The sequence below is a fragment of the Gordonia malaquae NBRC 108250 genome, from assembly GCF_000344135.1.
Lineage (GTDB): Bacteria > Actinomycetota > Actinomycetes > Mycobacteriales > Mycobacteriaceae > Gordonia > Gordonia malaquae.
Map to the genome: position 1 here is coordinate 103,271 of NZ_BAOP01000012.1, position 23,184 is coordinate 126,454.

Consider the following 23,184-nt stretch of genomic DNA (forward strand, 5'->3'; position numbering starts at 1 on the left):
TGCGGGCGACACAGTTACCTCACACGTCGACAGACGACGGGTGAGGAGGCCTGCAACAGTGAATGTGGCACTGCCGGACACAGTGTTCGGAACCATCGACAGCGGAAACACCGCCTGGGTGATCGCGAGTGCGGGACTCGTACTCCTGATGACCCCGGCCCTGGCGTTCTTCTACGGAGGACTCACCCGGGCCAAATCGGTCCTCAACATGATGATGATGTCGTTCGGCGCCCTCGGCGTCGTGACTGTCATCTACGTCCTGTGGGGATTCTCGATGTCGTTCGGCAACTCGTTGACGGGTTCGAAAGACATCCTCGGCATCTTCTCGAATCCGTTCGAACTCTTCGGATCCGACCAGCTGATGCAGTCCAAGGAAGTCGGCGGCACCACTCAGGTGGTCGTCTGGGGCGACTACGGCATCCCAGCCATCGTCTTCCTGGCGTTCCAGCTGACATTCGCGGTGATCACCGTCGCCCTGATCAGCGGTGCCATCGCCGAACGCGTCAAGTTCATCACCTGGCTGGTCTTCAGCGGGTTGTTCGCGACGATCGTTTACTTCCCGCTCGCTCACATGGTGTGGGGCGGCGGCATCCTCTCGGGTGCCGAGGACGGTATCGCGGCGAAGATGTTCGGAGTCACCGACGGCGCAGCGACCGTCGCGCCGATCGACTTCGCGGGCGGCACAGTCGTCCACATCAACGCCGGTATGGCGGGCCTGGTGCTCGCGTTGATCGTCGGTAAGCGCAAGGGCTTCGGCAAGACCGCCTACCGTCCTCACAACATTCCGTTCGTGATGCTCGGTGCTGCGCTCCTGTGGTTCGGCTGGTTCGGATTCAACGCCGGTTCCGAACTCGGCGCCGACGCGACTGCCGGACTGGTGTGGGTCAACACGACCGTCGCGACAGCCGCCGCCATGATCGGATGGCTTCTCGTCGAGTGGTTCCGTGACGGACACGCGACCAGCGTCGGCGCGGCTTCGGGCATCGTCGCAGGTCTGGTCGCCATCACCCCGGCATGCGCCGCGCTCACCCCGGTCGGCTCCATCGCTCTCGGCCTGGTCGCAGGTGCACTCGCCGCGGTAGCGATCGGCCTGAAGTACAAGTTCGGCTTCGACGATTCACTCGACGTCGTCGGCGTCCACCTGGTGGCAGGCCTGTGGGGAACCATCGGCATCGGCCTGCTGGCCAAGGACACCGGACTGTTCTACGGCAACGGATTCAAGCAGATCGCCGTCCAGACCGTTGTGGCGCTTGTGGCGCTACTGTTCACTGCAGTGCTCACCGCCGTGATCGGCTACGCCCTCAAGCCGCTCGGCTGGCGCGTGGACGACGAGGCGGAGTTCGTCGGAATCGACTCTGCAGAGCACGCGGAGAGTGCATATGAGACGACGTAGTCGACCGAACAGGCCGTCACGGCCGGAACGTTGCGCCGTAGGCTCGAAATCTCAGGGAAAGGTCTATTCATGAAGCTGGTCACCGCAATCGTCAAGCCGTTCACCTTGGAAGACGTGAAGGCCGCACTGGAACAGATCGGCATCGTCGGCATGACGGTCAGTGAAGTCCAGGGCTACGGACGTCAGAAGGGGCACACCGAGGTCTACCGCGGCGCCGAGTACGCCGTCGACTTCGTGCCGAAGGTCCGCGTCGAGGTCATCGTCGACGACGACGTGCTCGATCAGGTCACCGAGACCATCGTCGAAGCGGCCCGGACGGGCAAGATCGGCGACGGCAAAGTGTGGGTGACTCCCGTCGAGTCGATCATCCGGGTGCGCACCGGTGAACGCGGACCCGACGCGATCTAGTGCGGAGTCGTTCGCCGCGGCACGTCGAGTGCTGCTGCGCGCCGGCGATCTCCACGGGCAAGCTCTGCGGGACGCTCTCGCAGACCGGGCCGAGGAATGGATCGCCGCGCGTGCAGCGGAACTCGGCGTCGTCGAGGGGAGCGGCTTCGCCGTTGTCGCCGTCGGCAGCCTCGGGCGCCGAGAGATGGTCGGATACTCCGACCTGGACCTGATCCTGGTCCACGACGACCGGCACCGAGATCGTCTCGCCGACGTCGCGGACGGGCTCTGGTATCCGATCTGGGACGCCGGGATCAAACTCGATCACAGTGTCCGATCGGTTCCCGAGGCCATGAAAGTGGCGCGCGAAGATGTGACGGCAGCCCTCGGGTTGCTCGACGCCCGGTTCATCGCAGGCGACTCCGATCTCGCTGCGTTGCTGATCTCCTCGGTCCGGAACCTGTGGCGCGCCGAGGCGAGAATGCGTCTGCCCGAGGTGATCGACGCCGCGAAGGCACGGTGGGAGCGGACCGGTGAGATCGCGCACCGGGCCGAGCCGGATCTGAAGAACGGTAGGGGAGGACTGCGCGACGTCCAACTGCTCGACGCCCTCGCATTCGCACATCTCACCGACGGACTCGGTCGTCTCGACCCCGGCCGGGCGGAGTCGCCGCTGCGGACCGCGTACGGAGATCTCCTCGCGGTTCGAACCGAACTGCACGTAGTGGCGGGCCGAGCGCGCGACCAGGTGCGAGCGCAGGACGCCGACGACATCGCCGCCGCACTCGGCGCAGGAGACAGGTTCGACCTGGCGCGAATAATCAGCCGGGCGGCCAGAACCACCTCGTATGCCGTCGACACAGGCTTCCGGACCGCCACCAACGCGGTGGGACGACGTGGGCTGTCGCGCTTTCGCCGGAATCCGATCCGCAAGCCGCTCGACGAGGGAGTCGTCGAACACGACGGCGAAGTGGTCCTGGCGAAGACCGCCACGCCCAGTTCGGACCCCGGACTGGTCTTGCGTGTCGCCAGTGCGTCCGCCCGGAATCAGCTGCCGATGAACGGCGCCGTCCTCGAGCGTCTCGCGAACTTCGCCTCCCCGATTCCCGAGCCGTGGTCGAGCGAGAATCTGTCGGATCTGCTCGTACTGCTCGCATCGGGGCACGAGTTGATCGCACCGGTCGAGGCGCTCGACGCCACGGGGCTGTGGGAGAGGATCGTGCCCGAATGGCCTGTCGTCCGCGACCTGCCTCCGCGGGACGCGATCCACACGTGGACCGTCGACCGTCACCTGTTGGAGACCGCCGCCTACGCCGGAGCCCTGACAACGAGCGTGTCGCGTCCGGACCTCCTGATCCTAGGTGCGCTCTTCCACGACATCGGCAAGGGACGCGGCGGGGACCACAGCGTGGTCGGAGCCGAGCTCATCGGCCCGATCGCCGACCGAATGGGCCTGTGGCCAGACGACCGGGATCTGCTCGTCGAGATGGTGCGGCTGCACCTCCTGCTTCCCTCGGTCGTGACGCGCCGTGACGTCACCGAGCCCGCGACGATCGCATGGGTCGCCGACCAGGTCGGAGGTGATCGGGTGCTCATCGAACTTCTCGGCGCCCTGGCCGAGGCCGACTCTCGGGCCACCGGACCGGGCGTCTGGAACGAATGGAAGGCGTCGCTCATCGGGGGACTGGTGGAGCGGGTGGTCGATCATCTCGGCGGCCGGCCGGTTCCGACTCCCGAACCCATCGCCGACGATGTCCGAGCTCTCGCCGAGCAGGGCGGCGTCCGCGTCCACACGGCGCCCGGGGACGGGCCGAACATGACCGTCGTGACGATGGTCGCGCCCGACGGGCCGGGAATGCTGTCGACGATGGCGGGTGTGCTCGCACTGGCGGGGCTGCAGGCGCATTCGGCGTCGGTTCGCACACATGCCGGTGCGGCAGTGGACTCGTTTGTGGTGATGCCGACGTTCGGCAGCGCCCCGGACGCGCAGTTGCTTCGGCAAAGGCTCGTCGCCGCAGTGTCCGGAAGCCTCGATGTGCATGACGCGCTGGCCAAGAGGATCGCGGATCGGAAGCCTGCGGTCGGCGTCGGCTCTGCTGCTGTGCCGACCGCTCGGATCACGCCGCCCCCGCGCGTCGCGTGGCTCCGGAGCCCGGAGAAGGAGCGTCAGCTCCTCGAACTCCGAGCCCAGGACGACGAGGGCCTGCTCGCCCGGGTGAGCGCGGAACTCGATCGTTGTGGTGTCGACGTCGTCTGGGCGACGGTCGCGACCATGGGCGCCACCGCGGTCGACACGTTCTGCGTCGTCCTGCCGGACGACAGTCCCGCGACCCGCGAACGCGTCGCCGCCGCGGTCCTGGCGGTCTGCGGGGGCCGATCGTAAGTCGGGGCCGCAAACGAGGTGTTCAGCGACAAACGAAGCATGCAGGTATGCCTCGTCTGTCGTTGAACACCTCGTTTGTGGGTCGCCGCAGCGGTGGCTGATCTGATCCGGGAGGCGGCCGCTCGGCTCGGCATGGAAAGATAGAAGAATGTTCGAATCCCTCTCCGACCGGTTGACAGGCGCCCTGAAGGACCTGCGCGGCAAGGGTCGTCTCACCGACTCCGACATCGATGCGACGGCACGCGAGATCCGTCTGGCACTTCTCGAGGCCGACGTCTCGCTGCCAGTGGTCCGCACGTTCATCGCGAACGTGAAGGAGCGCGCCAAGGGCTCCGAGGTGTCCGCGGCGCTGAATCCCGCGCAGCAGATCGTCAAGATCGTCAACGAGGAGCTCGTCGCCATCCTCGGCGGGGAGACCCGCCGTGTCCAGCTGGCGAAGACTCCGCCGACGGTCATCATGCTGGCGGGCCTGCAGGGCGCCGGTAAGACGACGCTCGCGGGCAAGCTGGCCAAATGGCTGTCGGGCCAGGGCCACACCCCGATGCTCGTCGCCTGTGACCTGCAGCGTCCCGGTGCCGTCCAGCAGCTCCAGATCGTGGGCGAGCGCGCCGGTGTGCCGGTGTTCGCTCCGCATCCCGGCACCGCCGTCGGCGGCGAAGGCACGCTCGGCGTCAGCTCCGGCGACCCCGTGCAGGTGGCGCAGGCCGGTGTCGCGGAAGCCAAGACCAAACAGCACGACGTGGTCATCATCGACACCGCGGGTCGTCTCGGCATCGACGCGGAGCTGATGCGCCAGGCGTCCGACATCCGCGACGCCACGAACCCGGACGAAGTTCTGTTCGTGCTCGACTCGATGATCGGTCAGGATGCCGTCAGCACGGCGCAGGCCTTCGCCGAAGGCGTCGACTTCACCGGCGTGGTCCTCACCAAACTCGACGGCGACGCCCGAGGCGGTGCGGCGCTCTCCGTTCGTGAGATCACCGGACGCCCGATCATGTTCGCGTCGACCGGTGAGAAGCTCGAAGACTTCGACGTCTTCCACCCGGATCGCATGGCCAGCCGAATCCTCGGCATGGGCGACGTCCTCTCGCTCATCGAGCAGGCTGAACAGCACTTCGACGAGGCTGAGGCGCAGCGCACCGCGGAGAAGATCAGCCAGGGTGAACTCACCCTCGACGACTTCCTCCAGCAGATGCTGATGATCCGGAAGATGGGTCCGATCGGCAATCTCCTGGGCATGCTGCCCGGCGCCGGCGACATGAAAGACGCACTGTCTCAGGTCGACGACAAGCAGCTCGACAAGATTCAGGCGATCATCCGCGGCATGACGCCCGCCGAGCGTGACAACCCGAAGATCATCAACGCCTCGCGCCGCATCCGCATCGCCAAGGGTTCGGGTGTCACCGTCACCGACGTGAACCAGCTCGTGGACCGCTTCTTCGCGGCCCGCAAGATGATGTCTCAGATGTCCGGCCGCATGATGGGCGGCGGCATGCGCAAGAATCAGCGCAAGGGCAAGAAGGGCGCCAAGGGACGCAAGGGCAAGGGCGGACGCGGACCCACGCCGCCGAAGGCGATGCGCGGTGGAGGTTTCCCCGGCATGCCCCCGGGCATGGGGATGCCGCCCGGCCTCGATCTGTCGAACATGCCGCCCGGGCTCGACGAACTGCCCCCGGGCCTGGAGGGCTTCGATCTCAACAACCTGAAGTTCCCGAAGAAGTAGGTTCACGCAGCCCATGAATGCGCCCCTCGAGTTCAACGGCACAGATCCGTTCACCGGTGAACCGATTCGGTTCTGGATGCACGACGGCGTCGTGTCGACCGAACCGATCGCGGGCGCCAACGTGGCGGTCGCGCGCGGCTGGATCGTTCCCGGTCTGGTAGACGCTCACAACCACGTGGGGATCGCGCCCGGGCTCGGGGTCACCATCGAACGCGCGCGCGAGCTCGCCGCGCAGGACCTGCGCGCGGGCACCATGCTGATTCGTGAGGTCGGCTCGCCCGTGGACACCCATCCGCTCGACGCCGACGCCCACGGTCCGCGGTTCCTTCGCTCGGGCAAACACATCGCCCGACCCAAGCGGTACCTGCGCGACTACGGGGTGGAGCTGGACGATCCCGACCAGCTGGCCGCCGAAGTGGCCGTACAGGCGCGGGCGGGCGATGGCTGGGTGAAGCTCGTCGGCGACTGGATCGACCGCGAGGTCGGCGACCTCGCACCGCTGTGGTCGCGGGAACAGCTCGTGGCCGCGGTCGAGGCCGCGCACGCCAACGGCGCACGCATCACCGCGCACGTCTTCGGCGCCGAAGCGCTCCCGGACATCATCGCCGCGGGCTTCGATTCCATCGAGCACGGCACCGGCCTGGATGAGGACTTGATCGATCAACTGGTGGAACGGGACATCGCTCTGGTTCCGACGCTGATCCAGCTGGAGACCTTCCCCGAGATCGCCGCGGGCGCCGACCGTTTCCCCAAGTACAAGCAGAACATGCTGTCCCTGCATGCTGGTCGCCACGAGGTCTTCGCTCGGGCTCGCGAGGCCGGTGTCCGGATCTATGCAGGCACCGATGCGGGCGGAACCATCAAGCACGGTCGAATCGTCGACGAGGTCGAGGCGCTGACGACCATCGGTTTCAGCCCTCTCCAGGCTCTCGCCGCCGCATCAACAGCTCCGCGCGACTGGCTCGGCGCTCCGGGGATCGTCCACGGTGCGCGTGCCGACTTCCTGGTGCTCGACTCCGATCCGGCAGAGGATCTCTCGACCCTCCGCCGTCCGCTCCACATCGTCTGCGGCGGCGAGAAGATACCCGCCTAGGGCGTGTCTCCTAATTCGCTTCGCGCGGTCTCGACGGCCAGGTGCACTCCCCGCGGCGTTGTCGTCGGTCGTGATACCTACCGGTATCCCTCTCTCCTCCGCCTTGCGGGGCGCACACCTGATCCGCCGATCCCGAGCGGCGAATCAGGAGACACGCCCTAGGCTTGCTGCACGATCTGCGCGATGCCGATCACGATCAGCAGCACGGTCACAAACCAGCCGGCGGCGCGGGCCACGGACTCCTGGTTCCGGCGACCGTAGGCGAACACACGGCCGATCCACCAGTGTGGGCGTGCGCGGACGGTGACGAGTGCAAGGCCGGTGAGGAACGGCAGACTCAACGCCACCGTCGCGTACAGGAACACCCCGATGTAGCGCTCGCCGGTCGGGAAATCTGCGGCAGACAGCACCGCGAGACCCGCGTAAAACGGGGCGGATGTAGCCGACTGCACCACGCCGAGGACGAAACCGACCACCAGAGTCAGCGGCGACGGCGATCGCAGGGGAGTGAGGATCTTCTCCATCAGGCCGGACGAATCGCCGCCACGCCACGTCAAGTATGCGGTCAGCACACCGGTCAGGATCAGCAGAATGCCGAAGGTCGGCGAGTTCAACACGGCGTCAACCAGTGGTTTCAGGCCGTCGAAGACCAGCATCACCAACACTGACAGCACAAACACGCCGAGCCAGTCGCCGATCAGCAGCAGGGGGACGATACGCCGGTAGCTGCCTGGCGCGAGCATCATCGCGAGCGTCACGAGCACGCCGATCAGGAGGACGTTGACCGAGTCGACGAACGCGAGCGACAGTGCATGCAGCATGGTTGAGGCGAGTCTCCGGCGGTCGTTCGGCAGCCCGGTCGGCCGTCGATGTGTGTCTGAAACGGTACCTGGAGAAGCACCTTGGCCACCGGTTTGGGTGCGTGACACGGGATCTGGCACAATGGACAGCTGGTTCGCCGGAGCCGGCCACGGCCGACCGGCGGTCACCCCAGAAGAGATCGCAAAACCGGGCCCATCGACGTGGTGGGTCGCTGAATTGCGCTGTGACGAATGGAGAGCCAACCATGGCTGTCAAGATCAAGCTCACGCGGCTCGGCAAGATCCGCAACCCGCAGTACCGCATCGTCGTCGCTGACGCTCGCACCCGTCGCAACGGTCGCGTCATCGAGACCATCGGCAAGTACCACCCGAAGGAAGAGCCGTCGCTGATCGAGATCGACTCCGATCGCGCGCAGCACTGGCTGAGCGTCGGCGCACAGCCGACCGAGCCGGTCGCAGCACTCCTGAAGGTCACCGGTGACTGGCAGAAGTTCAAGGGCCTGCCGGGCGCCGAGGGCACCCTCAAGGTCGCTGAGCCGAAGCCCAGCAAGCAGGACCTGTTCAACGCTGCACTCGCTGCTGCCGAGAACGAGCCGGTCGCTGCCGCCACCACCGCCAAGAAGAAGGCCAAGAAGGCCGACGAGGCGCCGGCCGAGGCTGCAGCTGCTGACGCAGGCGAGGACAAGGCCGACGCGTGAGCACTGTCGTCGCTGACGCAGTCGAGCACCTGGTCCGCGGGATCGTCTCCAACCCGGACGACGTTCGCGTCGACCTGATCACCGGCCGTCGTGGCCGCATGGTCGAGGTCCACGTGAGCCCCGAAGACCTCGGCAAGGTGATCGGCCGCAACGGCCGCACCGCCACCGCTCTGCGCACCCTGGTCGCCGGAATCGGCGGCCGCGGCATGCGTGTCGACATCGTCGACACCGACCGCTGACGAGTCCGCATACATGGATCTCGTCGTCGGTCGCGTCGTCAAGACGCATGGCGTTCGCGGTGAACTCGTCGTCGATGTCCGCACCGACGACCCACAGACGCGCTTCGCCGTAGGCGCACGCCTGGTCGGGCGGGCGCCGAAGGGCGCAGGCGACACCGAATACGTGGTGACAGCCGCCCGGAATCACTCCGGGCGGCTGTTGCTATCCCTGAAAGGTGTCGCCGATCGAACCGCAGCCGACGCGCTGCGCGGAACCCTGTTCGTGATCGATGCTGCTGACGTCGACTCAGGAGACGATCCCGACGAGTTCTACGACCACGAACTCGAAGGCGTCGCCGTCTCGACCGTCGCGGGCGATCCGGTCGGCACATTGACCTCGATCCTGCACCTGCCGGGAGGCGACGTACTCGCGATTCGAACGGAGGACGGCCGTGAGGTTCTGGTTCCGTTCGTACGCCAGATGGTCCCGACCGTCACGCGCGAGCGCATCGAGATCGATCCGCCGGAAGGCCTGATCGACCTCGACACCGCGGTGTCGGAGAGGGATTGACGGCGAGTCGACCATGAGAATCGATGTCGTCACCATCTTCCCCGAGTACCTCGAACCGCTGAAGGCCGCTCTGCTCGGCAAAGCCGTCGACGCGGGACTACTCGAGTTCGGTGTCCATGACCTCCGGCGATGGACGTACGACGTCCACCACAGCGTCGACGACGCGCCGTACGGCGGTGGGCCTGGCATGGTCATGAAACCGCAGGTCTGGGGCGAGGCGCTCGACGCTGTGTGCCCCGACGACGCACTTCTCGTGGTGCCGACACCAGCAGGTGTGCCGTTCACTCAAGCGACAGCGCACCGGTGGAGCGCAGAGACGCATCTGGTGTTCGCGTGCGGCCGATACGAGGGCATCGACCAGCGGGTGTTCGACGACGCGGAACGCCGTGTCCGCGTCGAAGAGGTGTCGCTCGGCGACTTCGTCCTGATCGGCGGCGAGGTCGCCGTCCTCGCGATGGTCGAGGCGACCACTCGCCTGATGCCGGGAGTCCTCGGAAATCCGCAGTCGCATCAGGAGGACTCCTTCTCCGACGGGCTGCTCGAAGGGCCCAGCTACACCCGTCCCAAAGTGTGGCGTGACCTCGAGGTCCCGCCGGTTCTGCTGTCCGGTGATCACGGCAAGGTCGCCGCGTGGCGACGCGAGCAGTCGATGGAGCGCACGAGACGTCGACGGCCAGATCTCCTTCCCGACGAAGGCTGACTCTCCCCATCGATCGGTGTGTCGCGGAACCGAACGTCGGCGTGGTGCGTCTGACCTTGTGTGGGAACTGTGTGGACCGACATCGCGACGACCCTCGCGCGCATCGACACGATGAGCTCCGCTTCGGCGGCCGCTGACGCCGCCGAACTCGCCAGGATCGTGGCGGCAGTCGAAAGCGTCGCGGTGGGTCTACGTGCTGCCTTCGCGCCGGCGGCGGGTCTCTTGGGCGTAGCCACGGACGGCGCCTCCGACGCCGGGCAATCGCTGGCCGCACGGATCAGCACCTCGGCCGCCGAGCTCGAACCTGCGGCTTCAGTCCTCTCCGATGTCTCAGGTGTGTTGGCGGCGAGTGAAGGGGTACGGGGGAGGATCGCGGCGATGGCCCCGATCATGAGCATCCCGGGTCTGCGGGGATCCGTCGTCGGCGCCGTCAACTCGCTGATGGTCGGGACCTACAACGAGCCCATGACGGTGTCGCGGGGTATGGAGATCATGCCGGCGGGTGCGCCGGAGACGGCGACAAGCGCCACTGCGACACTCGGAATGCCGAGTGCCGCGGCGGGTGATCAGCCGGTTGCGCTCCGGCCCGCCGGGCCCGATCCGTCGTACCCTCCCGGCCCTGTCGGCGTCGTGGCGGACGGGGGCGGTCCGCGCGGTGGTCCGGCGCCCGCGAGTTCGCCGCGAGAGGCGACCCCGAACGCGGCGCCGACACCGACTCGCGCTCCGGCTGTGCCACCGGGAACTGCGCCGCCTGATCCCACCGTCACCCGTGGGGGCCCTCGGGACGGTCCGGGGCCTGCGTCCCCGGCCGGTGTCGCGCCCGGCGTCACATCGACGCTGCGACCATCTGCAGTCACTCTGGGCACTTCTGTGCCGTTGAGAGTCTCGCTCCCCTCGACGCCGGCTGTTCCGGCGGGAACGGTCTCGTCGCCTGGTTCGCCAGTGACACGGGTCGTTCCGCCCCTTGCGGCGACGCCTCCGACTCAGCCGGGACCGGCGGCAGGCAATCAGGCGCGTCCCGCCCCCGGCGGGGCCCAGCCGATGGGGCCGGGAGCGACTCGGTCGCGTGACGAGCAGACTCGGAAACCTGCGGACTATCTACGGTCGACGTCGGAGGGGGAACTCCTCTTGGGGGACCAGCGGTTGGTCACGCCTGCCGTCCTTGCACCGCCCATGCCGCCACCGGTCGACGACGAGCCCGATTCGACGGACGACCCCTGACTGTCGTGACCGTGGGTCGATTTCGTTCAACGGTCGTCATCTGGCAGAATGTGTCAGGTTGCCTGTCGACGCCGAGGATCTCTCGGATGCGCAGCGCACGAAGACCAATGATTCGGGCACGAACCGGTCGATCCTTTCGCACTCGCTGCGGAGCGGGCCACCAGGTTCCTCTGTCCTGCTGAACGAATGGACTCCACAATGAACACCCTCGACTTCCTCGACAAGCAGTCGCTGCGCGACGACATCCCCGAATTCGGCCCCGGCGACACCCTCGACGTTCACGTCAAGGTCATCGAGGGCTCGAAGGAGCGCATCCAGGTGTTCAAGGGCGCCGTGATCCGTCGTCAGGGCGGCGGCATCGGTGAGACCTTCACCGTCCGCAAGGTGTCGTTCGGTGTCGGTGTGGAGCGTACTTTCCCGGTTCACAGCCCGAACATCGCGAAGATCGACGTCCTCAGCCGTGGTGACGTCCGTCGCGCCAAGCTGTACTACCTCCGCGACCTGCGCGGCAAGAAGGCCAAGATCAAGGAAAAGCGCTGAAACTTCGCTGACCGCTGACTTCATCGCCGTGGATCGAATGATCTGCGGATAGCGAGTGAGACCCCGTACCGGCCGGTGCGGGGTCTCACTCGTCTTTTGTCGCGAGGCCTTCATTGCTTCAGTGTCGGAAGGTCGATGTACGGTCGACCTCATGAGCCTGCATCCGGCCGACGAATCCGGTTCAGTGAAGGAAGTAGAGATCGACGACGCCGTATTCGGTGCCGTGCGGACATTCATCGACAGTTCGGGCGGCGTTGTGATGGTCGAAGGTCAGTCAGTTCCGACGGCGACACTCTCTCTCCGGGGACCTCGCACGAGGTCCGATGTCCCGATCGGCACGCGGCGGACGGACAGGCTTTCGTTGGCAGTGGATGGCACTAGGTGGTCGATTGTGCCTTCACAGGGAAGTTGGTCGCGGAGGTCGTACAGAGTTGTCGTTGAACGCCCGGGAAGTATCTGGCTCTTCACTGCGGCGACTTCGCAGGAGCATCGCCTCGTCCGCGGAGCCACGTATCGAGGTGGCAACGAGCTCGGCATGTTTCGCGAGGTCGAGGGAGTTGTCACCGCCGAGTGGTCGAAGGAAGTGCGGATCGGGAGCCGAGTGGTGGTTGACGCGCCGCCGCCGATGGCCGAAGAGTGCGCTTTGGGCTACCTACTTGCGGGGGCGTTCGGAACTGGGGCGCAATTGATGGGGCCATCACTCGTCAGTGGACTCATGAACGCCCTGATGCCCGGCTGATGGTGGACCGGGTAGCGCTTCGACGGCCCGGTCTTTCTGCGTCGAAATGGCTCGGCGGTTCCCCCGCTTCGTCGATGGGGCGACGAGACGACCCGACAAACCGCGGCCGACCGCGGGCTGATCAACAAGACGCTCTGCATTAGGCTGTCGGGGTGGACGACGACAAGACGAACGGCGACGAGACCAGTCCCGTCGACGCTGATGCTGCAGACGAACCGAAGTTCGTCATCAAAGACGAGTCGGAGGACGACGAGCCGAAGAAGTCGGGGAGGTTTCTCCGCGAGATCGCGATCATCGTCGCCATCGTTCTCGGTCTGATGTTCGTGTTCACCCAGTTCTTCTTCCGGCAGTACGTGGTGCCGTCGGAATCGATGGAGCCGACTCTGATGGGGTGCACGGGCTGCAGCAACGACCGGATCGTCGTCGACAAGATGGTGTACCGGTTCAGCGACCCCGAGCCCGGTGACGTCGTCGTGTTCAAGGCGCCGACCAGCTCGTGGGACGGTACGTGGGTGTCGCCCCGGTCGTCCAACCCCGTCGTTCACAAGATCCAGGACGTCCTGTCGTGGTTCTCCCTCTCGCCGCCCGATGAGAACAACCTGGTCAAGCGTGTGATCGCGGTCGGCGGGCAGACTGTGCAGTGCACCAACGCGGACGGCAAGGGCGTGACCGTGAACGGCAAGCCGCTCGACGAGCCGTACATCGACAAGAGCATGCAGGTGAACACCAACACCGAGACCGACGGGGCCCTCGGCGGCGGAAGCTGCTACGGCTCGGATTTCGGTCCTGTCAAGGTGCCGGACGGCAACGTGTGGGTGATGGGCGACAACCGGTCCAGCTCGGCGGATTCGCGTGCTCACGTGGATGACGAACTGCAGGGCACCATCCCGGTCTCGGACATCCGGGGCAAGGTGCGGTTCATCCTGTACCCGTTCTCGCGCTTCGGCGGAGTCGGCTCGGTGAACCCGCAGGGCTGATGTCTCGAACGGATCGTTGGCCGCCTCGTTCGCCGGTCCGCAAGGCGGCGTCGCTGCGCACTCTGGAGTTCACCCTGGCGCGTCACCGGCTCGGTCCGGTCGCGGGTGTCGACGAGGCCGGCCGCGGGGCCTGTGCGGGGCCGCTCGTCGTGGCCGCCTGTGTCCTCGGACCGGCGCAGCTCAAGTCACTCGCCGATCTCGACGACTCCAAACGACTCAGCGAGTCCACGCGTGACCGACTGTTCGACGCCGTCCGACGTCACGCGGTGGCGAGCTGCGTCGTGATCGTCGATGCACCTGAAGTCGACCGTATCGGCGTGCACGTCGCGAACATCGAAGGGATGCGGCGTGCGGTCGCCGGACTCGACGTGCGGCCTGGATACGTCCTCTCCGACGGATTCGGTGTGCCGGGGCTGCCGATGCCGTCCCTTCCGGTGATCGGCGGGGACGCGAACGCGGCATGCATCGCGGCGGCGTCGATCCTAGCCAAGGTCACTCGCGATCGGATCATGACGGACCTCGACGCGAGCGTGCCCGGCTACGATTTCGCGGTTCACAAGGGCTACAGCACCGCCCACCACATGTCGCGACTCGATGCCCTCGGCCCCTCCGCGGAGCACCGGCTCTCGTACCGGAACGTCCGCGATAGGCTTGCATGATGAGCACGGAGGACCTCGAGAAGTACGAAGCCGAGATGGAGCTGTCTCTGTACAAGGAGTACAAGGACATCGTCGGCCAGTTCACCTACGTGGTGGAGACCGAGCGTCGTTTCTACCTTGCGAACGGCGTTGATCTCATTCCGCGGAGCAACGACGGCGAAGTGTACTTCGAGATCCACATGACCGATGCCTGGGTGTGGGACATGTACCGCCCGGCGCGCTTCGTCAAGCAGGTCCGCGTCGTCACGTTCAAGGACGTGAACATCGAAGAACTCGAACGGTCGGAGCTTCGTCTTCCCGACGAGCCGTGATCTGAGCGTGCATCTGCGCAGGTGAATCTGTGGACACCGACCCGGCTGTCCACAAATCCTTCGGTTCGACCGAAACCCGCTGGTCGTTGTCGGCGGGCGGGGCCATTCTCTGCGCATGGGGGAGAACGCAGGGCGCCGGGACCGGCGTGGACAAATAGGTCGACTGGGCGAAGACGTGGCCGCCGAGTACATCAGCGGGCTCGGGTGGCAGGTGCTGGCTCGCAACTGGCGGACACGCTACGGCGAACTCGATCTCATCGCGGCGGACGGTCGCACGCTGATCATCGTCGAAGTCAAGACGAGGGCGAGTCGGACGTTCGTCGATCCGGTGGCCGCGGTGACACCGCAGAAGCTCCGGACGATGCGGCTCGTCACTCGACAATGGTTGGCGGAGCAGTCCGAGTTCTGGCCGGTGATCCGGTTCGACATAGTCTCGATTCGATTGGACATCGGCGATCCCGAGGATCTGGAACGCGCGACGATCGCCCATCACCGGGGAATCGTCGAATGACCGGCGTCGCGACCGACCTCGGCCGAGTCCACTCGGTCGGGTTGAACGCGTTCGCGGCCGACGTGGTGGAGGTCCAGGCCAACATCAGCAGTGGACTTCCGGGCTTCTACATCAGCGGCAGCACCGACACGTCGCTGCGGGAGGCGAAGGAGCGCGTTCGGGCCGCCGTCAACAACAGTGATCTCAAGTTTCCGGAGAAGCGACTGACGGTCGCGCTCGCACCGGCCAACCTCCCGAAGTCGGGCGCCGGGTTCGATCTAGCCATGGCCGTCGCTGTGCTCGTCGCCACGGGACAGGCGCCGACGACGCTGCTGCCGGGCACGGTGATGATCGGCGAACTGGCGTTGGACGGGCGTCTGCGCTCGACGCGCGGCGTGTTGCCGTTGCTGCTCGGTGCGCGGGACGCCGGATTCACCAGGGCAGTCGTGCCGATCGACAACGTCGCCGAGGCGACTCTCGTCGAAGGAATCGAGATCGGCGGGGCGTACTCGCTGTCCGACGTGGTCGCCTGGATGGCCGGAAACCTCGTGCTCGACACCGTGGCGGACGGGCCCGGCCCGTCAGCGGCTCCCGCCGTCCCCGACATGACGGACGTCGTCGGCCAGCCGGCCGCTCGGCATGCGCTCGAGGTGGCGGCGGCAGGCGCTCATCACATCTTGATGACCGGGCCGCCGGGTATCGGGAAGACGATGCTCGCATGCAGGCTGCCGGGGATTCTTCCCGAGCTCGATCACGCGGAATCGTTGGAGGTCACCGCGATTCACTCGGTCGCAGGGATCCTGCCCGCGCATCGGCCGCTTGTCGTGGTGCCACCGTTCGTGGCACCGCATCACAGTGCGAGCATCACGTCACTGCTCGGCGGCGGCACCGGGATGGCCCGGCCGGGTGCGGTGTCTCGGGCGCACCGGGGAGTGCTGTTTCTGGACGAGTGCGCGGAGATGGGCACCAAGGTGCTCGACTCGCTGCGGCAACCGTTGGAAGAGGGCATCGTGCGCGTCGCGCGGCGCGACGGGACGGCGGTCTACCCCGCGCGTTTCCAACTGATCCTCGCGGCCAACCCGTGTCCGTGTGCTCCCGTGAACGACGTCGACTGCGTGTGCACGTCCATCGTGCGCCGACGTTACCTGGGCAAACTGTCCGGTCCGCTGATGGATCGGATCGACATCCGGGTCCAGATGGAACCGCCGGGCAATACCGCGCTGATGACCGAGCAGGGAGAGTCGAGTGCACTGGTGAGTGCACGAGTGGCGACAGCCCGCGCTGCCGCCAGGGATCGGTGGCGCGATCACGGATGGCTCACCAACGCCGAAGTGCCGGGCAGTGCACTGCGGCGGGAGTACCGGTTGCCGCCTGACACGATGCGCCCGATCGAGGCGTTTCTGCGTGAGGGTCGGATCACCGCACGCGGTGCGGATCGCGCATTGCGGTTGGCGTGGACGCTGACTGATCTTCGTGGAGGGACGTCCCCGGAAGCGGACGACGTCGCTCAAGCACTCATGTACCGCGACCGGGGGAACGGCAGATGACCACACACGATGATTCCGAACGGCGCGCCTGGGCGTATCTCGCGAGTGTCGCCGAACCGCCGGCGGCGTCCGTCATCCGGCTGGTCGCAGCGATCGGACCGGTCGACGCGGCGGCCGCGATCCGAGAGCGCTCGGTCCCACCCGGGCACGCCGGCGTGATCGAGGTGACGGAGGCGCGACACATGATCACCACGGTCGACGACGACCTGGCGGCTTGCGACAAGATGGGGGCACGGTTGCTCACACCGGACGACGCCGAGTGGCCGGCCTGGTCGCTGTCTGCGCTCGATCGAGCGTCGACCGCTGCGCGCGGCGGCGCGCCGCTCGCCCTGTGGGTTCGTGGCCGGGCGCCACTGGACGTGCTGGGCGACACGGCGGTGGCTCTGGTCGGATCCCGCGCCGCGACGTCGTACGGCGAATACGTCGCCGGGCAGTTCGCGTCCGGGCTGGCGGCCCAGGGGAGAGCGGTCGTGTCCGGCGGCGCGTACGGCATCGACGGAGCGGCACACCGAGGTTCACTCGCCGCAGGCGGCGTCACAGCAGCTGTTCTCGCCTGCGGGATCGACCGGACGTATCCGAGCGGACACGCTCGACTGCTGGAGGAGATCGGAGCGCGGGGCCTCGTCGTCTCGGAGTACCCGCCCGGAACCACCGCGGCCAAGCATCGATTCCTGACACGGAATCGGCTGGTCGCCGCGCTGTCCGGCGCGACAGTCGTGGTGGAGGCGGGGCGGCGTTCGGGTGCGACGAACACCGCGGCGTGGGCGACCCGGTTGGGCCGTCCGCTCGGCGCGGTGCCCGGGTCGATCACCAGCGCGACGTCGGTCGGGACGCACGCCATGATCGCCGACGGCCAAGCGACGCTCGTGGCGGACGTCGACGCGGTCGCCACGCTGGTGACACCCGACGGTGAGGACCCTCGTGGGCCCGCCCCGACGCGATCAACCGACGGCCTGCCGCGAGATCAGTTCCGAGTGATTGACGCGATCCCCGCACACGACGGCGTCTCGATCGACGAGATCGCCTTCAGTTCAGGACTGCAGGTCGACGCGGTGCGTCGTGCGCTCGCCGGCCTGGACGTCGCTGGTCTGGTAGACGAGGACCGCGGCCTCTGGCGGCTGCGGAGGTGACCGGATCGCTTTTGTTCACTCGACGGTGAACTCGACCGACGCCGAGTCCGCCGGTGCACAGAGCGGTGCTCGGTCGGGGCGTGCAGCGCGCGGCGGAATCTCCAGGGCGGCGGTCACGCGGTAGCGGCCGCGCTCGGTGACCGGCCAGATGGTTGCCGTCATACCGCCGGACGCCGCGACAGTGTGACTACGAATCGCAGCGGGGGAGCCTGTGCCACCGCCCACTTCGACGTCGAGCGCCTGCGACTCCTCAGGGGCGAGGTCGCCGAGCGCCGCACGGACGGCGTCCACTGCGGGGACAATTGTCAGAATCGCTCGGGACGTGCTCGGCACGTCGACCCCGTCACGATGGACGGACACCACTCGCAGACTGCCGATCCCGTGTTTGGGGACCGCGCACGCCGCGTCGGAATTGTTGTGGACGGCCAACGTCAACGTCGGAGCGGTCCCTGCCGGGTAGCTGTCGCGGGCCGACCGCAGCTCGACGGTGACTGCGCCTGGTGAGTCGTCAGCGGAGCATGCTCCGGCGCCGACCGCCAGCAGTAGGACGGTCGCTGCTTGTAGACGTCGGCCCACGCCGGCTCAGCTCGCGGCCGGCATCATCGCGACGTAGTCGACGTTGTCGAGCCGGATCCGGACAGCGAGGTCGCCGGACCATTCCACCGCGATGTCGTGGCGCTCGAGCACGGTGCGGACCTCGGCCATGAGGTCCCGAACGATCCGTTCGTACTCGGCGTCCTTCTGGGCGTCGGAGAACGCGACCCACTGCTCCTCGGTGAAGTACGCGGGCAGGAACGCGCCGTAGCCGAGGTACGTCTGCCTGCTGTCGAAGATGCCGTCGGTGTCCTGCGAGTGATAGAAGACGTAGCCACGCCACTCGCGGGAGTCGTCGCGTTCGTCGAAGATCTCGGAGCTGCCACATGTTCCACAGCACGTGAAGTCCTCGCGGGCGACGACTCCGATGGTCGCGAGTTCGGCGAAGGCCTCGGTGAGGCGGGATTTCGGGACGTCGCCCCACGACGCCTGCTGCTTGCGACGCTGGTCGATCACCGATTCGAAGAAGTCGGTGGCCGTCTCCTCCGATACGCCCGCGGTGTCCAACTCTTCTTCGAAGAGTTCGAGGTACTCCTCGACGTCGTCGGTGCCGCGGAGGACCAACTGCCAGGTCTGATCCGTGAGGTACTCACGGTCTTCGTCGGACAGCTTCCAGTCGGCTGGCACGGAGTACGTTGGCGGGGCACTGTAGAAGTCGACGCTCATAGACCTCGTTCTACACGAGGCGGCCGACGACCGTCGGCCGGCTGCCAGATCTGTTTGTTAGGCTGTCCTAAATTAGTTCTCATTGATATTCGGAGGTGCTTCATGGCGAAGCGACAGAACACGATGACGGTCCTGCGGTCGGAGGATCTGACCCCGCACATGCGCCGCGTGTGGCTCGGCGGCGACGGCTACGACGACTTCTTGGCCACCGGCGACACGGACATGTACGTCAAGATCATGTTCGCCGTCGACGGTCAGGACGACCCGGTGCTCCGCACGTACACCGTCCGTCACAACAACGAGCAGACGCGAGAGATCGCCATCGACTTCGTGGTTCACGGCGACGAGGGCATCGCCGGACCGTGGGCGGCGTCCGCGCAACCGGGGGAGACGGTTACGTTCCTCGGTCCTGGCAGCGGATATGCACCGGACGCCGAAGCGCCGTGGCACCTGCTGGTGTCCGACGAGGCAGGGCTGCCCGCACTCGCCGCGGCACTCGAAGCGCTCCCGTCCGACGCTGTGGCGAAGGTGTTCATCGAGGTGGCTGGGCCGGGAGACGAGATGGAGCTCATTGCGCCCGCAGGCGCCGACATCACCTGGGTGCACCGCGGTTCGGGGTCGAACGAGGCGCCGGAAGAGCTTGCAGGCGACAACGCCCCGATCATCGCCGCGGTCAAGGCTGCCGAGTGGCTCGACGGCGAGCCTCAGGTGTTCATTCACGGCGAAGCTCAGGCCGTGATGAAGAACCTGCGCCCGTACGTGCGGAAAGAGCGAGGCGTCAGCGCAAAGCGTGCGGCCTCGATCTCCGGCTACTGGCGACGCGGTCGCACCGAGGAGGGCTTCCGCCAGTGGAAGGCTGAGCAGCGTCAGGCCGAAGCGTCTAACTGATCACATTTCGGAACACGTTGTCTTGAAATGATGCTAGCTTCAATATCGAGTCACATTGTCTCGATATTGGAGTTGGCATGATTACCTCACAATCCCGCGGAGCCGTCGTCGCGACGGCGTCCGCACTGCTCGTCACCATGGCGGGCACCACCGTCCCCACCCCGCTCTACTCGATCTACGCCGGTCGGCTGGGTTTCACCGGTCTCACGGTGACGCTCTTGTTCGCGGTCTACGCGATCGGCGTCGTGGCCGCTCTCACCGCGTTCGGGCGGCTGTCCGACGAAATCGGTCGCAAACCGGTGCTGTTGGCCGCGCTCGCGTGCGCCGGTGTCAGTGCAGTTCTGTTTCTTCTCCCGCAGTCGTTGCCGATGCTGTTCGCGGCGCGAATCGTCTCCGGACTCAGCGCCGGCCTGATGAGCGGCGCCGCCACCGCGGCGATCGTCGATCTCTTCCCGGCGGAACGTCGAGCCGTCGGAGGTGCGCTCGCCGTCGGAGTGAACACGGGTGGCCTCGCAGCGGGCACCCTGATCGCCGGAATTGCAGCCGACCTCTCGTCGGCGCCGCTGGTTGTTCCGTTCGCCGTTCACCTCGGCTTCTCGATCCTCGCGTTCTGCGCCGTCTGGCGATTCGCGCCGGCACCGGTCGACGCAGGTCCATTGCGCATCCGGCCCCGAAAACTGCGCGTCCCGTCGTCGATCCGCGGTGCGTTCGTCCGCGCGGTGCTTGCAGGTGGATCTGCCTTCGCCGTCGCAGGCGTACTGACCGCAGTCTCGGCGCTCTTCCTCGCCCAGCACATCGGACTGTCGAGCCATGCACTCGCCGGGTTCGTCGTCTGCCTCGTCTTCGCAGGCATGGCCGTGGGGCAGATCGCCGCGCGCAGGTTCGCTCCGCGGCCGGCGATGGCAGTCGGATGTGGGGGACTGGCCGTCGGTGCGGCGATTCTCGGTGTCGCGTTGGGCGCCGTCTCGCTCACTGCACTGATCCTCGCGGCAGTCGTGTCCGGAGTCTCCGGCGGACTGTGCGTCAACGCAGGCCTCGCCACCACAGTCGAAGCAGTTGAACCCGCTCGCCGCGGTGAGGTCTCGTCCTCATACTTCGCAGGCCTCTACCTGATGCTCGCAGTCCCCGCGATCGGTGTCGGTGCGCTGTCGGCCGGCGTTGGACTCCAGACGTCCGGACTCGTGTTCGCTTGTGTCGTCGCACTCGTCTCGGCCGTCGTCGGGCTCGTCGAAGCGGTGAGCGTCAAGCGGTCATCGCCGGTGTTCGAGGCAGTCGGCTGACCTGAGTGCTGCTGCTACGGTGGCGATTATGACCAGAACCGCCGGGCGCCCTCGAAGCGAAGAGGCGCGCCTGGCGGTTCTGCACGCCGCCGACGATCTTCTCGTCGAGGGCGGCTACGCGAAGCTGACCATGAAAGGCATCGCGGAGCGTGCCGGCGTCGGCCGCCAGACGATCTATCGATGGTGGCAGTCGAAGGCGGAGATCCTCCTGGAGGCGAGCCGCTCGGACGCCGAGCGTGAACTCCGGACAGAGCCTCAGGCGACGCCGCATGACGACGTCGTCGTGTTCTTGACCGCGCTCGTCACGTTTCTCACCACATCGGACGCGGGCCTCGCGTATCGAGCGCTCTTGGGCGAGGCTCAGCACGACAAGACCGTCGCCGAACTGCTTCGCTCCGTCGACGTTCTCGGTGACGCGGCGGCGGCGGTGCTGACCAGACTGCGCGACCGTGGAGAGTTCCACCGCACGGTCGACGGCCAGGTGACCGCCGAGCTCGTCGGGCCAGTGGTGTACCGAGTACTCGCTCACGACTGGCGCGGCGACGCCGACACGATATCGGCGTCGGCGTCCGCATTCCTGCGATACTGAGAACCATGGCCGATGTCCTCGGGAAGTTCGCAGGTCATCTGCGCTACGAGATGGCGCGCAGCGAGCACACGATTCGCGCGTATGTCGGCGACATCCGTGGCCTGATCACCTTCGCGGGCGCCCGCGGAGTGGAAGTGGCCGACCTCGACCTGCCGCTGTTGCGCGCCTGGCTCGCCGAACACACCCGACGAGGCGCGGCCCGGTCGAGCATCGCCCGGCAGGTGTCGTCGGCGAAGACCTTCTGCGCCTGGGCCGTCCGCGAAGGTGTGCTCGCGTCGAATCCGGCCCAACGACTCCAGGCGCCGAAGGCGCATCGGATTCTCCCGCACGTCCTCGCACCGGAGGAGGCGGCTGCGGCCGTCGGCGTCGATCCCGATCCGACCGACCCGGTCGCGCTGCGCGATCGGCTGATCGTGGAGCTTCTCTACTCGAGCGGTATCCGCGTCGGAGAGCTCTGCGGACTCGACCTCGCCGACGTAGACGCCGACCGCAGGGTGCTCCGCGTGATCGGCAAGGGCGACAAACAGCGCACCGTGCCGTACGGCGCGCCCGCGGAGAAGGCCCTCCGTGCGTGGCTGAGGACTGGACGTCCGGCGCTGGCGACGACGGCGTCGAACAACGCACTGCTGCTCGGAGTGAAGGGCGGACGGCTGGACCAGCGGATGGCGCGCAGCGTTGTCCACAAGGCGACGGACGACGGCGACGGCGGCTCGATCGGACCGCACGGACTGCGCCACAGTGCCGCCACCCACTTGTTGGAGGGGGGAGCGGACCTCCGCGTGGTCCAGGAACTGCTCGGGCACTCGTCGCTCGCGACCACTCAGCTGTACACCCACGTCAGCGTCGAGCGGCTCCGCGCGGTGCACGATCAGGCGCATCCGCGGGCGTGAGCGGTTTCAGCCGCACACGGAGCACGCCCAGCAGTCCGAGGGGATTCAGATAGTCGGCGTCGTGGCCGACGCCGCGCCGAGCACCCCAATGCAGGCATGCCGGCGCGGAACAGTCGGGATGGCCCGCGAGAAGAACACCGATCACCTCTCCGCGACCCACTGGGTCGCCCCGCCGCACCCGCGGTGTGACGGGCTCATAGGTGGTGGTGACGCCGTCGGCGTGCAGGATCGAGATCACCGGCCTGCCTCCGACCGGGCCCGCGAACTGGACTGTTCCGGCCCGCGCCGCCAGCACCGCCGAATCCGCCGTTGAGGCGAGGTCCACTCCGCGGTGGCCGGACTCCCAGTGCTGTTCGGGTGGGTCGAACCCCCGAGTCACCGGCGGGCGCGGCGCCAACGGCCAGTCGTACTGCGACTGCCCGCGGGAGCCGACCGGCCCGGCCACTGTTGCGCCGACCACGACAGCGGCGGTCAGACCGGCAACGACTCGGCGTCCTCTCATACAAGGTCAGACGCGCCGCGCCGGAGGCAGGTTCCACAACGCGCCGCAGTGAGCGTCGATAGGCCGGGATTTGCCTGGTCGAAGCGGATCAGAGTAGTCTGGCCGACGCACTCGGGTATGCCCGGGTGACTTCGCGCGCCCGCGTGACGTCTCCGCAAGGGGAATGAAGAAGTG

26 protein-coding genes are annotated in these 23,184 nt (G+C 67.0%); 22 read left to right on the forward strand and 4 right to left on the reverse strand.

The genetic code is table 11. The features are described 5' to 3' along the window. Positions 1–58 precede the first annotated feature (58 nt). From GM1_RS09775 to GM1_RS09795, 5 genes are all read left to right on the forward strand, one after another. Complete coding sequence (locus GM1_RS09775) at positions 59–1,393, forward strand: ammonium transporter (RefSeq protein WP_008378390.1); 1,335 nt, start codon at positions 59–61, stop codon at positions 1,391–1,393. A 69-nt stretch (positions 1,394–1,462) separates the two neighbouring features. Further along, positions 1,463–1,801: a P-II family nitrogen regulator gene (locus tag GM1_RS09780; protein ID WP_008378391.1), complete on the forward strand. Its 339-nt coding sequence runs from the start codon at positions 1,463–1,465 to the stop codon at positions 1,799–1,801. Further along, on the forward strand, positions 1,776–4,163 hold the full coding sequence (locus GM1_RS09785; protein ID WP_075051949.1) for a [protein-PII] uridylyltransferase: 2,388 nt from the start codon (positions 1,776–1,778) through the stop codon (positions 4,161–4,163). The genes GM1_RS09780 and GM1_RS09785 overlap by 26 nt, the downstream gene beginning before the upstream one ends. 148 nt (positions 4,164–4,311) lie before the next feature. Then, positions 4,312–5,886 carry a signal recognition particle protein gene (gene ffh, locus GM1_RS09790; RefSeq protein WP_008378393.1) on the forward strand — a complete coding sequence of 525 codons (1,575 nt, stop codon included), beginning with the start codon at positions 4,312–4,314 and terminating at the stop codon, positions 5,884–5,886. A 13-nt stretch (positions 5,887–5,899) separates the two neighbouring features. Further along, positions 5,900–6,979 (forward strand): amidohydrolase family protein, encoded by a 1,080-nt coding sequence (locus GM1_RS09795; RefSeq protein ID WP_008378394.1) that lies wholly within the window; start codon positions 5,900–5,902, stop codon positions 6,977–6,979. A 158-nt stretch (positions 6,980–7,137) separates the two neighbouring features. Here the strand turns inward: GM1_RS09795 and GM1_RS09800 are convergent, their stop codons facing one another. Continuing rightward, positions 7,138–7,800, reverse strand: coding sequence for a hypothetical protein (locus GM1_RS09800; protein ID WP_008378395.1), 663 nt, complete (start codon positions 7,798–7,800; stop codon positions 7,138–7,140). Positions 7,801–8,045: 245 nt separating this feature from the next. Between GM1_RS09800 and rpsP the strand changes: the two genes are divergently transcribed. The 13 genes from rpsP (at position 8,046) to dprA (ending at position 17,601) form a co-directional block, all read left to right on the forward strand. Next, positions 8,046–8,498 carry a 30S ribosomal protein S16 gene (gene rpsP, locus GM1_RS09805; protein WP_008378396.1) on the forward strand — a complete coding sequence of 151 codons (453 nt, stop codon included), beginning with the start codon at positions 8,046–8,048 and terminating at the stop codon, positions 8,496–8,498. Then, positions 8,495–8,737: an RNA-binding protein gene (locus GM1_RS09810; RefSeq protein WP_008378397.1), complete on the forward strand. Its 243-nt coding sequence runs from the start codon at positions 8,495–8,497 to the stop codon at positions 8,735–8,737. The genes rpsP and GM1_RS09810 overlap by 4 nt, the downstream gene beginning before the upstream one ends. 13 nt (positions 8,738–8,750) lie before the next feature. Next, positions 8,751–9,287, forward strand: a complete 537-nt coding sequence (gene rimM / locus GM1_RS09815; RefSeq protein ID WP_008378398.1) for a ribosome maturation factor RimM — start codon at positions 8,751–8,753, stop codon at positions 9,285–9,287. A 13-nt stretch (positions 9,288–9,300) separates the two neighbouring features. Continuing rightward, positions 9,301–9,987, forward strand: a complete 687-nt coding sequence (gene trmD / locus GM1_RS09820; RefSeq protein WP_008378399.1) for a tRNA (guanosine(37)-N1)-methyltransferase TrmD — start codon at positions 9,301–9,303, stop codon at positions 9,985–9,987. A 69-nt stretch (positions 9,988–10,056) separates the two neighbouring features. Then, positions 10,057–11,208, forward strand: coding sequence for a hypothetical protein (locus tag GM1_RS09825; RefSeq protein WP_157435925.1), 1,152 nt, complete (start codon positions 10,057–10,059; stop codon positions 11,206–11,208). Between the two features lie 198 nt (positions 11,209–11,406). Further along, a complete protein-coding gene (gene rplS / locus GM1_RS09830; protein ID WP_008378400.1) occupies positions 11,407–11,748 on the forward strand; it encodes a 50S ribosomal protein L19 in 342 nt (113 codons plus the stop codon). 151 nt (positions 11,749–11,899) lie between these two features. Continuing rightward, positions 11,900–12,487: a hypothetical protein gene (locus GM1_RS21565; RefSeq protein WP_052005366.1), complete on the forward strand. Its 588-nt coding sequence runs from the start codon at positions 11,900–11,902 to the stop codon at positions 12,485–12,487. A 152-nt stretch (positions 12,488–12,639) separates the two neighbouring features. Continuing rightward, positions 12,640–13,464 carry a signal peptidase I gene (gene lepB / locus GM1_RS09840; protein ID WP_008378402.1) on the forward strand — a complete coding sequence of 275 codons (825 nt, stop codon included), beginning with the start codon at positions 12,640–12,642 and terminating at the stop codon, positions 13,462–13,464. Next, positions 13,464–14,123 carry a ribonuclease HII gene (locus GM1_RS09845; protein WP_008378403.1) on the forward strand — a complete coding sequence of 220 codons (660 nt, stop codon included), beginning with the start codon at positions 13,464–13,466 and terminating at the stop codon, positions 14,121–14,123. Before lepB ends, GM1_RS09845 begins: the two co-directional genes overlap by 1 nt. Beyond that, a complete protein-coding gene (locus tag GM1_RS09850; RefSeq protein ID WP_040519813.1) occupies positions 14,123–14,434 on the forward strand; it encodes a DUF2469 domain-containing protein in 312 nt (103 codons plus the stop codon). The genes GM1_RS09845 and GM1_RS09850 overlap by 1 nt, the downstream gene beginning before the upstream one ends. A 115-nt stretch (positions 14,435–14,549) precedes the next feature. Continuing rightward, positions 14,550–14,945: a YraN family protein gene (locus GM1_RS09855; protein ID WP_008378405.1), complete on the forward strand. Its 396-nt coding sequence runs from the start codon at positions 14,550–14,552 to the stop codon at positions 14,943–14,945. Next, positions 14,942–16,471: a YifB family Mg chelatase-like AAA ATPase gene (locus GM1_RS09860; RefSeq protein WP_008378406.1), complete on the forward strand. Its 1,530-nt coding sequence runs from the start codon at positions 14,942–14,944 to the stop codon at positions 16,469–16,471. Before GM1_RS09855 ends, GM1_RS09860 begins: the two co-directional genes overlap by 4 nt. Then, positions 16,468–17,601, forward strand: coding sequence for a DNA-processing protein DprA (gene dprA, locus GM1_RS09865; protein ID WP_008378407.1), 1,134 nt, complete (start codon positions 16,468–16,470; stop codon positions 17,599–17,601). Before GM1_RS09860 ends, dprA begins: the two co-directional genes overlap by 4 nt. A 15-nt stretch (positions 17,602–17,616) precedes the next feature. Here the strand turns inward: dprA and GM1_RS09870 are convergent, their stop codons facing one another. Both GM1_RS09870 and GM1_RS09875 read right to left on the reverse strand, forming a co-directional pair. After that, positions 17,617–18,177, reverse strand: a complete 561-nt coding sequence (locus GM1_RS09870; RefSeq protein ID WP_008378410.1) for a hypothetical protein — start codon at positions 18,175–18,177, stop codon at positions 17,617–17,619. Between the two features lie 6 nt (positions 18,178–18,183). Further along, positions 18,184–18,861, reverse strand: coding sequence for a DUF6891 domain-containing protein (locus GM1_RS09875; protein ID WP_008378412.1), 678 nt, complete (start codon positions 18,859–18,861; stop codon positions 18,184–18,186). A gap of 102 nt (positions 18,862–18,963) precedes the next feature. Between GM1_RS09875 and GM1_RS09880 the strand changes: the two genes are divergently transcribed. The 4 genes from GM1_RS09880 (at position 18,964) to GM1_RS09895 (ending at position 22,508) form a co-directional block, all read left to right on the forward strand. Continuing rightward, positions 18,964–19,749 carry a siderophore-interacting protein gene (locus GM1_RS09880; RefSeq protein ID WP_008378415.1) on the forward strand — a complete coding sequence of 262 codons (786 nt, stop codon included), beginning with the start codon at positions 18,964–18,966 and terminating at the stop codon, positions 19,747–19,749. 77 nt (positions 19,750–19,826) lie between these two features. Then, positions 19,827–21,029, forward strand: a complete 1,203-nt coding sequence (locus GM1_RS09885) for an MFS transporter (RefSeq protein WP_008378416.1) — start codon at positions 19,827–19,829, stop codon at positions 21,027–21,029. Positions 21,030–21,057: 28 nt separating this feature from the next. After that, the gene (locus tag GM1_RS09890) at positions 21,058–21,618 is read left to right on the forward strand and encodes a TetR/AcrR family transcriptional regulator (protein ID WP_008378418.1); all 561 of its coding nucleotides are present in this window, start codon (positions 21,058–21,060) and stop codon (positions 21,616–21,618) included. A 5-nt stretch (positions 21,619–21,623) separates the two neighbouring features. Then, positions 21,624–22,508, forward strand: a complete 885-nt coding sequence (locus GM1_RS09895; protein ID WP_008378421.1) for a tyrosine recombinase XerC — start codon at positions 21,624–21,626, stop codon at positions 22,506–22,508. Here GM1_RS09895 and GM1_RS09900 read toward each other — a convergent pair. After that, positions 22,456–23,010 (reverse strand): M23 family metallopeptidase, encoded by a 555-nt coding sequence (locus GM1_RS09900; RefSeq protein ID WP_052005367.1) that lies wholly within the window; start codon positions 23,008–23,010, stop codon positions 22,456–22,458. The two genes, GM1_RS09895 and GM1_RS09900, sit on opposite strands and share 53 nt — an antisense overlap. Positions 23,011–23,184 lie beyond the last annotated feature (174 nt).

What these genes read in the sequence shown, in the direction of transcription:
- GM1_RS09780 (WP_008378391.1), top strand. Translation starts at nt 1,463, where the DNA reads ATGAAGCTGGTCACCGCAATCGTCAAGCCGTTCACCTTGGAAGACGTG.
- ffh (WP_008378393.1), top strand. Translation starts at nt 4,312, where the DNA reads ATGTTCGAATCCCTCTCCGACCGGTTGACAGGCGCCCTGAAGGACCTG.
- GM1_RS09795 (WP_008378394.1), top strand. Translation starts at nt 5,900, where the DNA reads ATGAATGCGCCCCTCGAGTTCAACGGCACAGATCCGTTCACCGGTGAA.
- GM1_RS09800 (WP_008378395.1), bottom strand. Translation starts at nt 7,800, where the DNA reads ATGCTGCATGCACTGTCGCTCGCGTTCGTCGACTCGGTCAACGTCCTC.
- rpsP (WP_008378396.1), top strand. Translation starts at nt 8,046, where the DNA reads ATGGCTGTCAAGATCAAGCTCACGCGGCTCGGCAAGATCCGCAACCCG.
- rimM (WP_008378398.1), top strand. Translation starts at nt 8,751, where the DNA reads ATGGATCTCGTCGTCGGTCGCGTCGTCAAGACGCATGGCGTTCGCGGT.
- trmD (WP_008378399.1), top strand. Translation starts at nt 9,301, where the DNA reads ATGAGAATCGATGTCGTCACCATCTTCCCCGAGTACCTCGAACCGCTG.
- rplS (WP_008378400.1), top strand. Translation starts at nt 11,407, where the DNA reads ATGAACACCCTCGACTTCCTCGACAAGCAGTCGCTGCGCGACGACATC.
- GM1_RS21565 (WP_052005366.1), top strand. Translation starts at nt 11,900, where the DNA reads ATGAGCCTGCATCCGGCCGACGAATCCGGTTCAGTGAAGGAAGTAGAG.
- GM1_RS09845 (WP_008378403.1), top strand. Translation starts at nt 13,464, where the DNA reads ATGTCTCGAACGGATCGTTGGCCGCCTCGTTCGCCGGTCCGCAAGGCG.
- GM1_RS09850 (WP_040519813.1), top strand. Translation starts at nt 14,123, where the DNA reads ATGAGCACGGAGGACCTCGAGAAGTACGAAGCCGAGATGGAGCTGTCT.
- GM1_RS09855 (WP_008378405.1), top strand. Translation starts at nt 14,550, where the DNA reads ATGGGGGAGAACGCAGGGCGCCGGGACCGGCGTGGACAAATAGGTCGA.
- GM1_RS09860 (WP_008378406.1), top strand. Translation starts at nt 14,942, where the DNA reads ATGACCGGCGTCGCGACCGACCTCGGCCGAGTCCACTCGGTCGGGTTG.
- dprA (WP_008378407.1), top strand. Translation starts at nt 16,468, where the DNA reads ATGACCACACACGATGATTCCGAACGGCGCGCCTGGGCGTATCTCGCG.
- GM1_RS09875 (WP_008378412.1), bottom strand. Translation starts at nt 18,861, where the DNA reads ATGAGCGTCGACTTCTACAGTGCCCCGCCAACGTACTCCGTGCCAGCC.
- GM1_RS09880 (WP_008378415.1), top strand. Translation starts at nt 18,964, where the DNA reads ATGGCGAAGCGACAGAACACGATGACGGTCCTGCGGTCGGAGGATCTG.
- GM1_RS09885 (WP_008378416.1), top strand. Translation starts at nt 19,827, where the DNA reads ATGATTACCTCACAATCCCGCGGAGCCGTCGTCGCGACGGCGTCCGCA.
- GM1_RS09890 (WP_008378418.1), top strand. Translation starts at nt 21,058, where the DNA reads ATGACCAGAACCGCCGGGCGCCCTCGAAGCGAAGAGGCGCGCCTGGCG.
- GM1_RS09895 (WP_008378421.1), top strand. Translation starts at nt 21,624, where the DNA reads ATGGCCGATGTCCTCGGGAAGTTCGCAGGTCATCTGCGCTACGAGATG.
- GM1_RS09900 (WP_052005367.1), bottom strand. Translation starts at nt 23,010, where the DNA reads ATGAGAGGACGCCGAGTCGTTGCCGGTCTGACCGCCGCTGTCGTGGTC.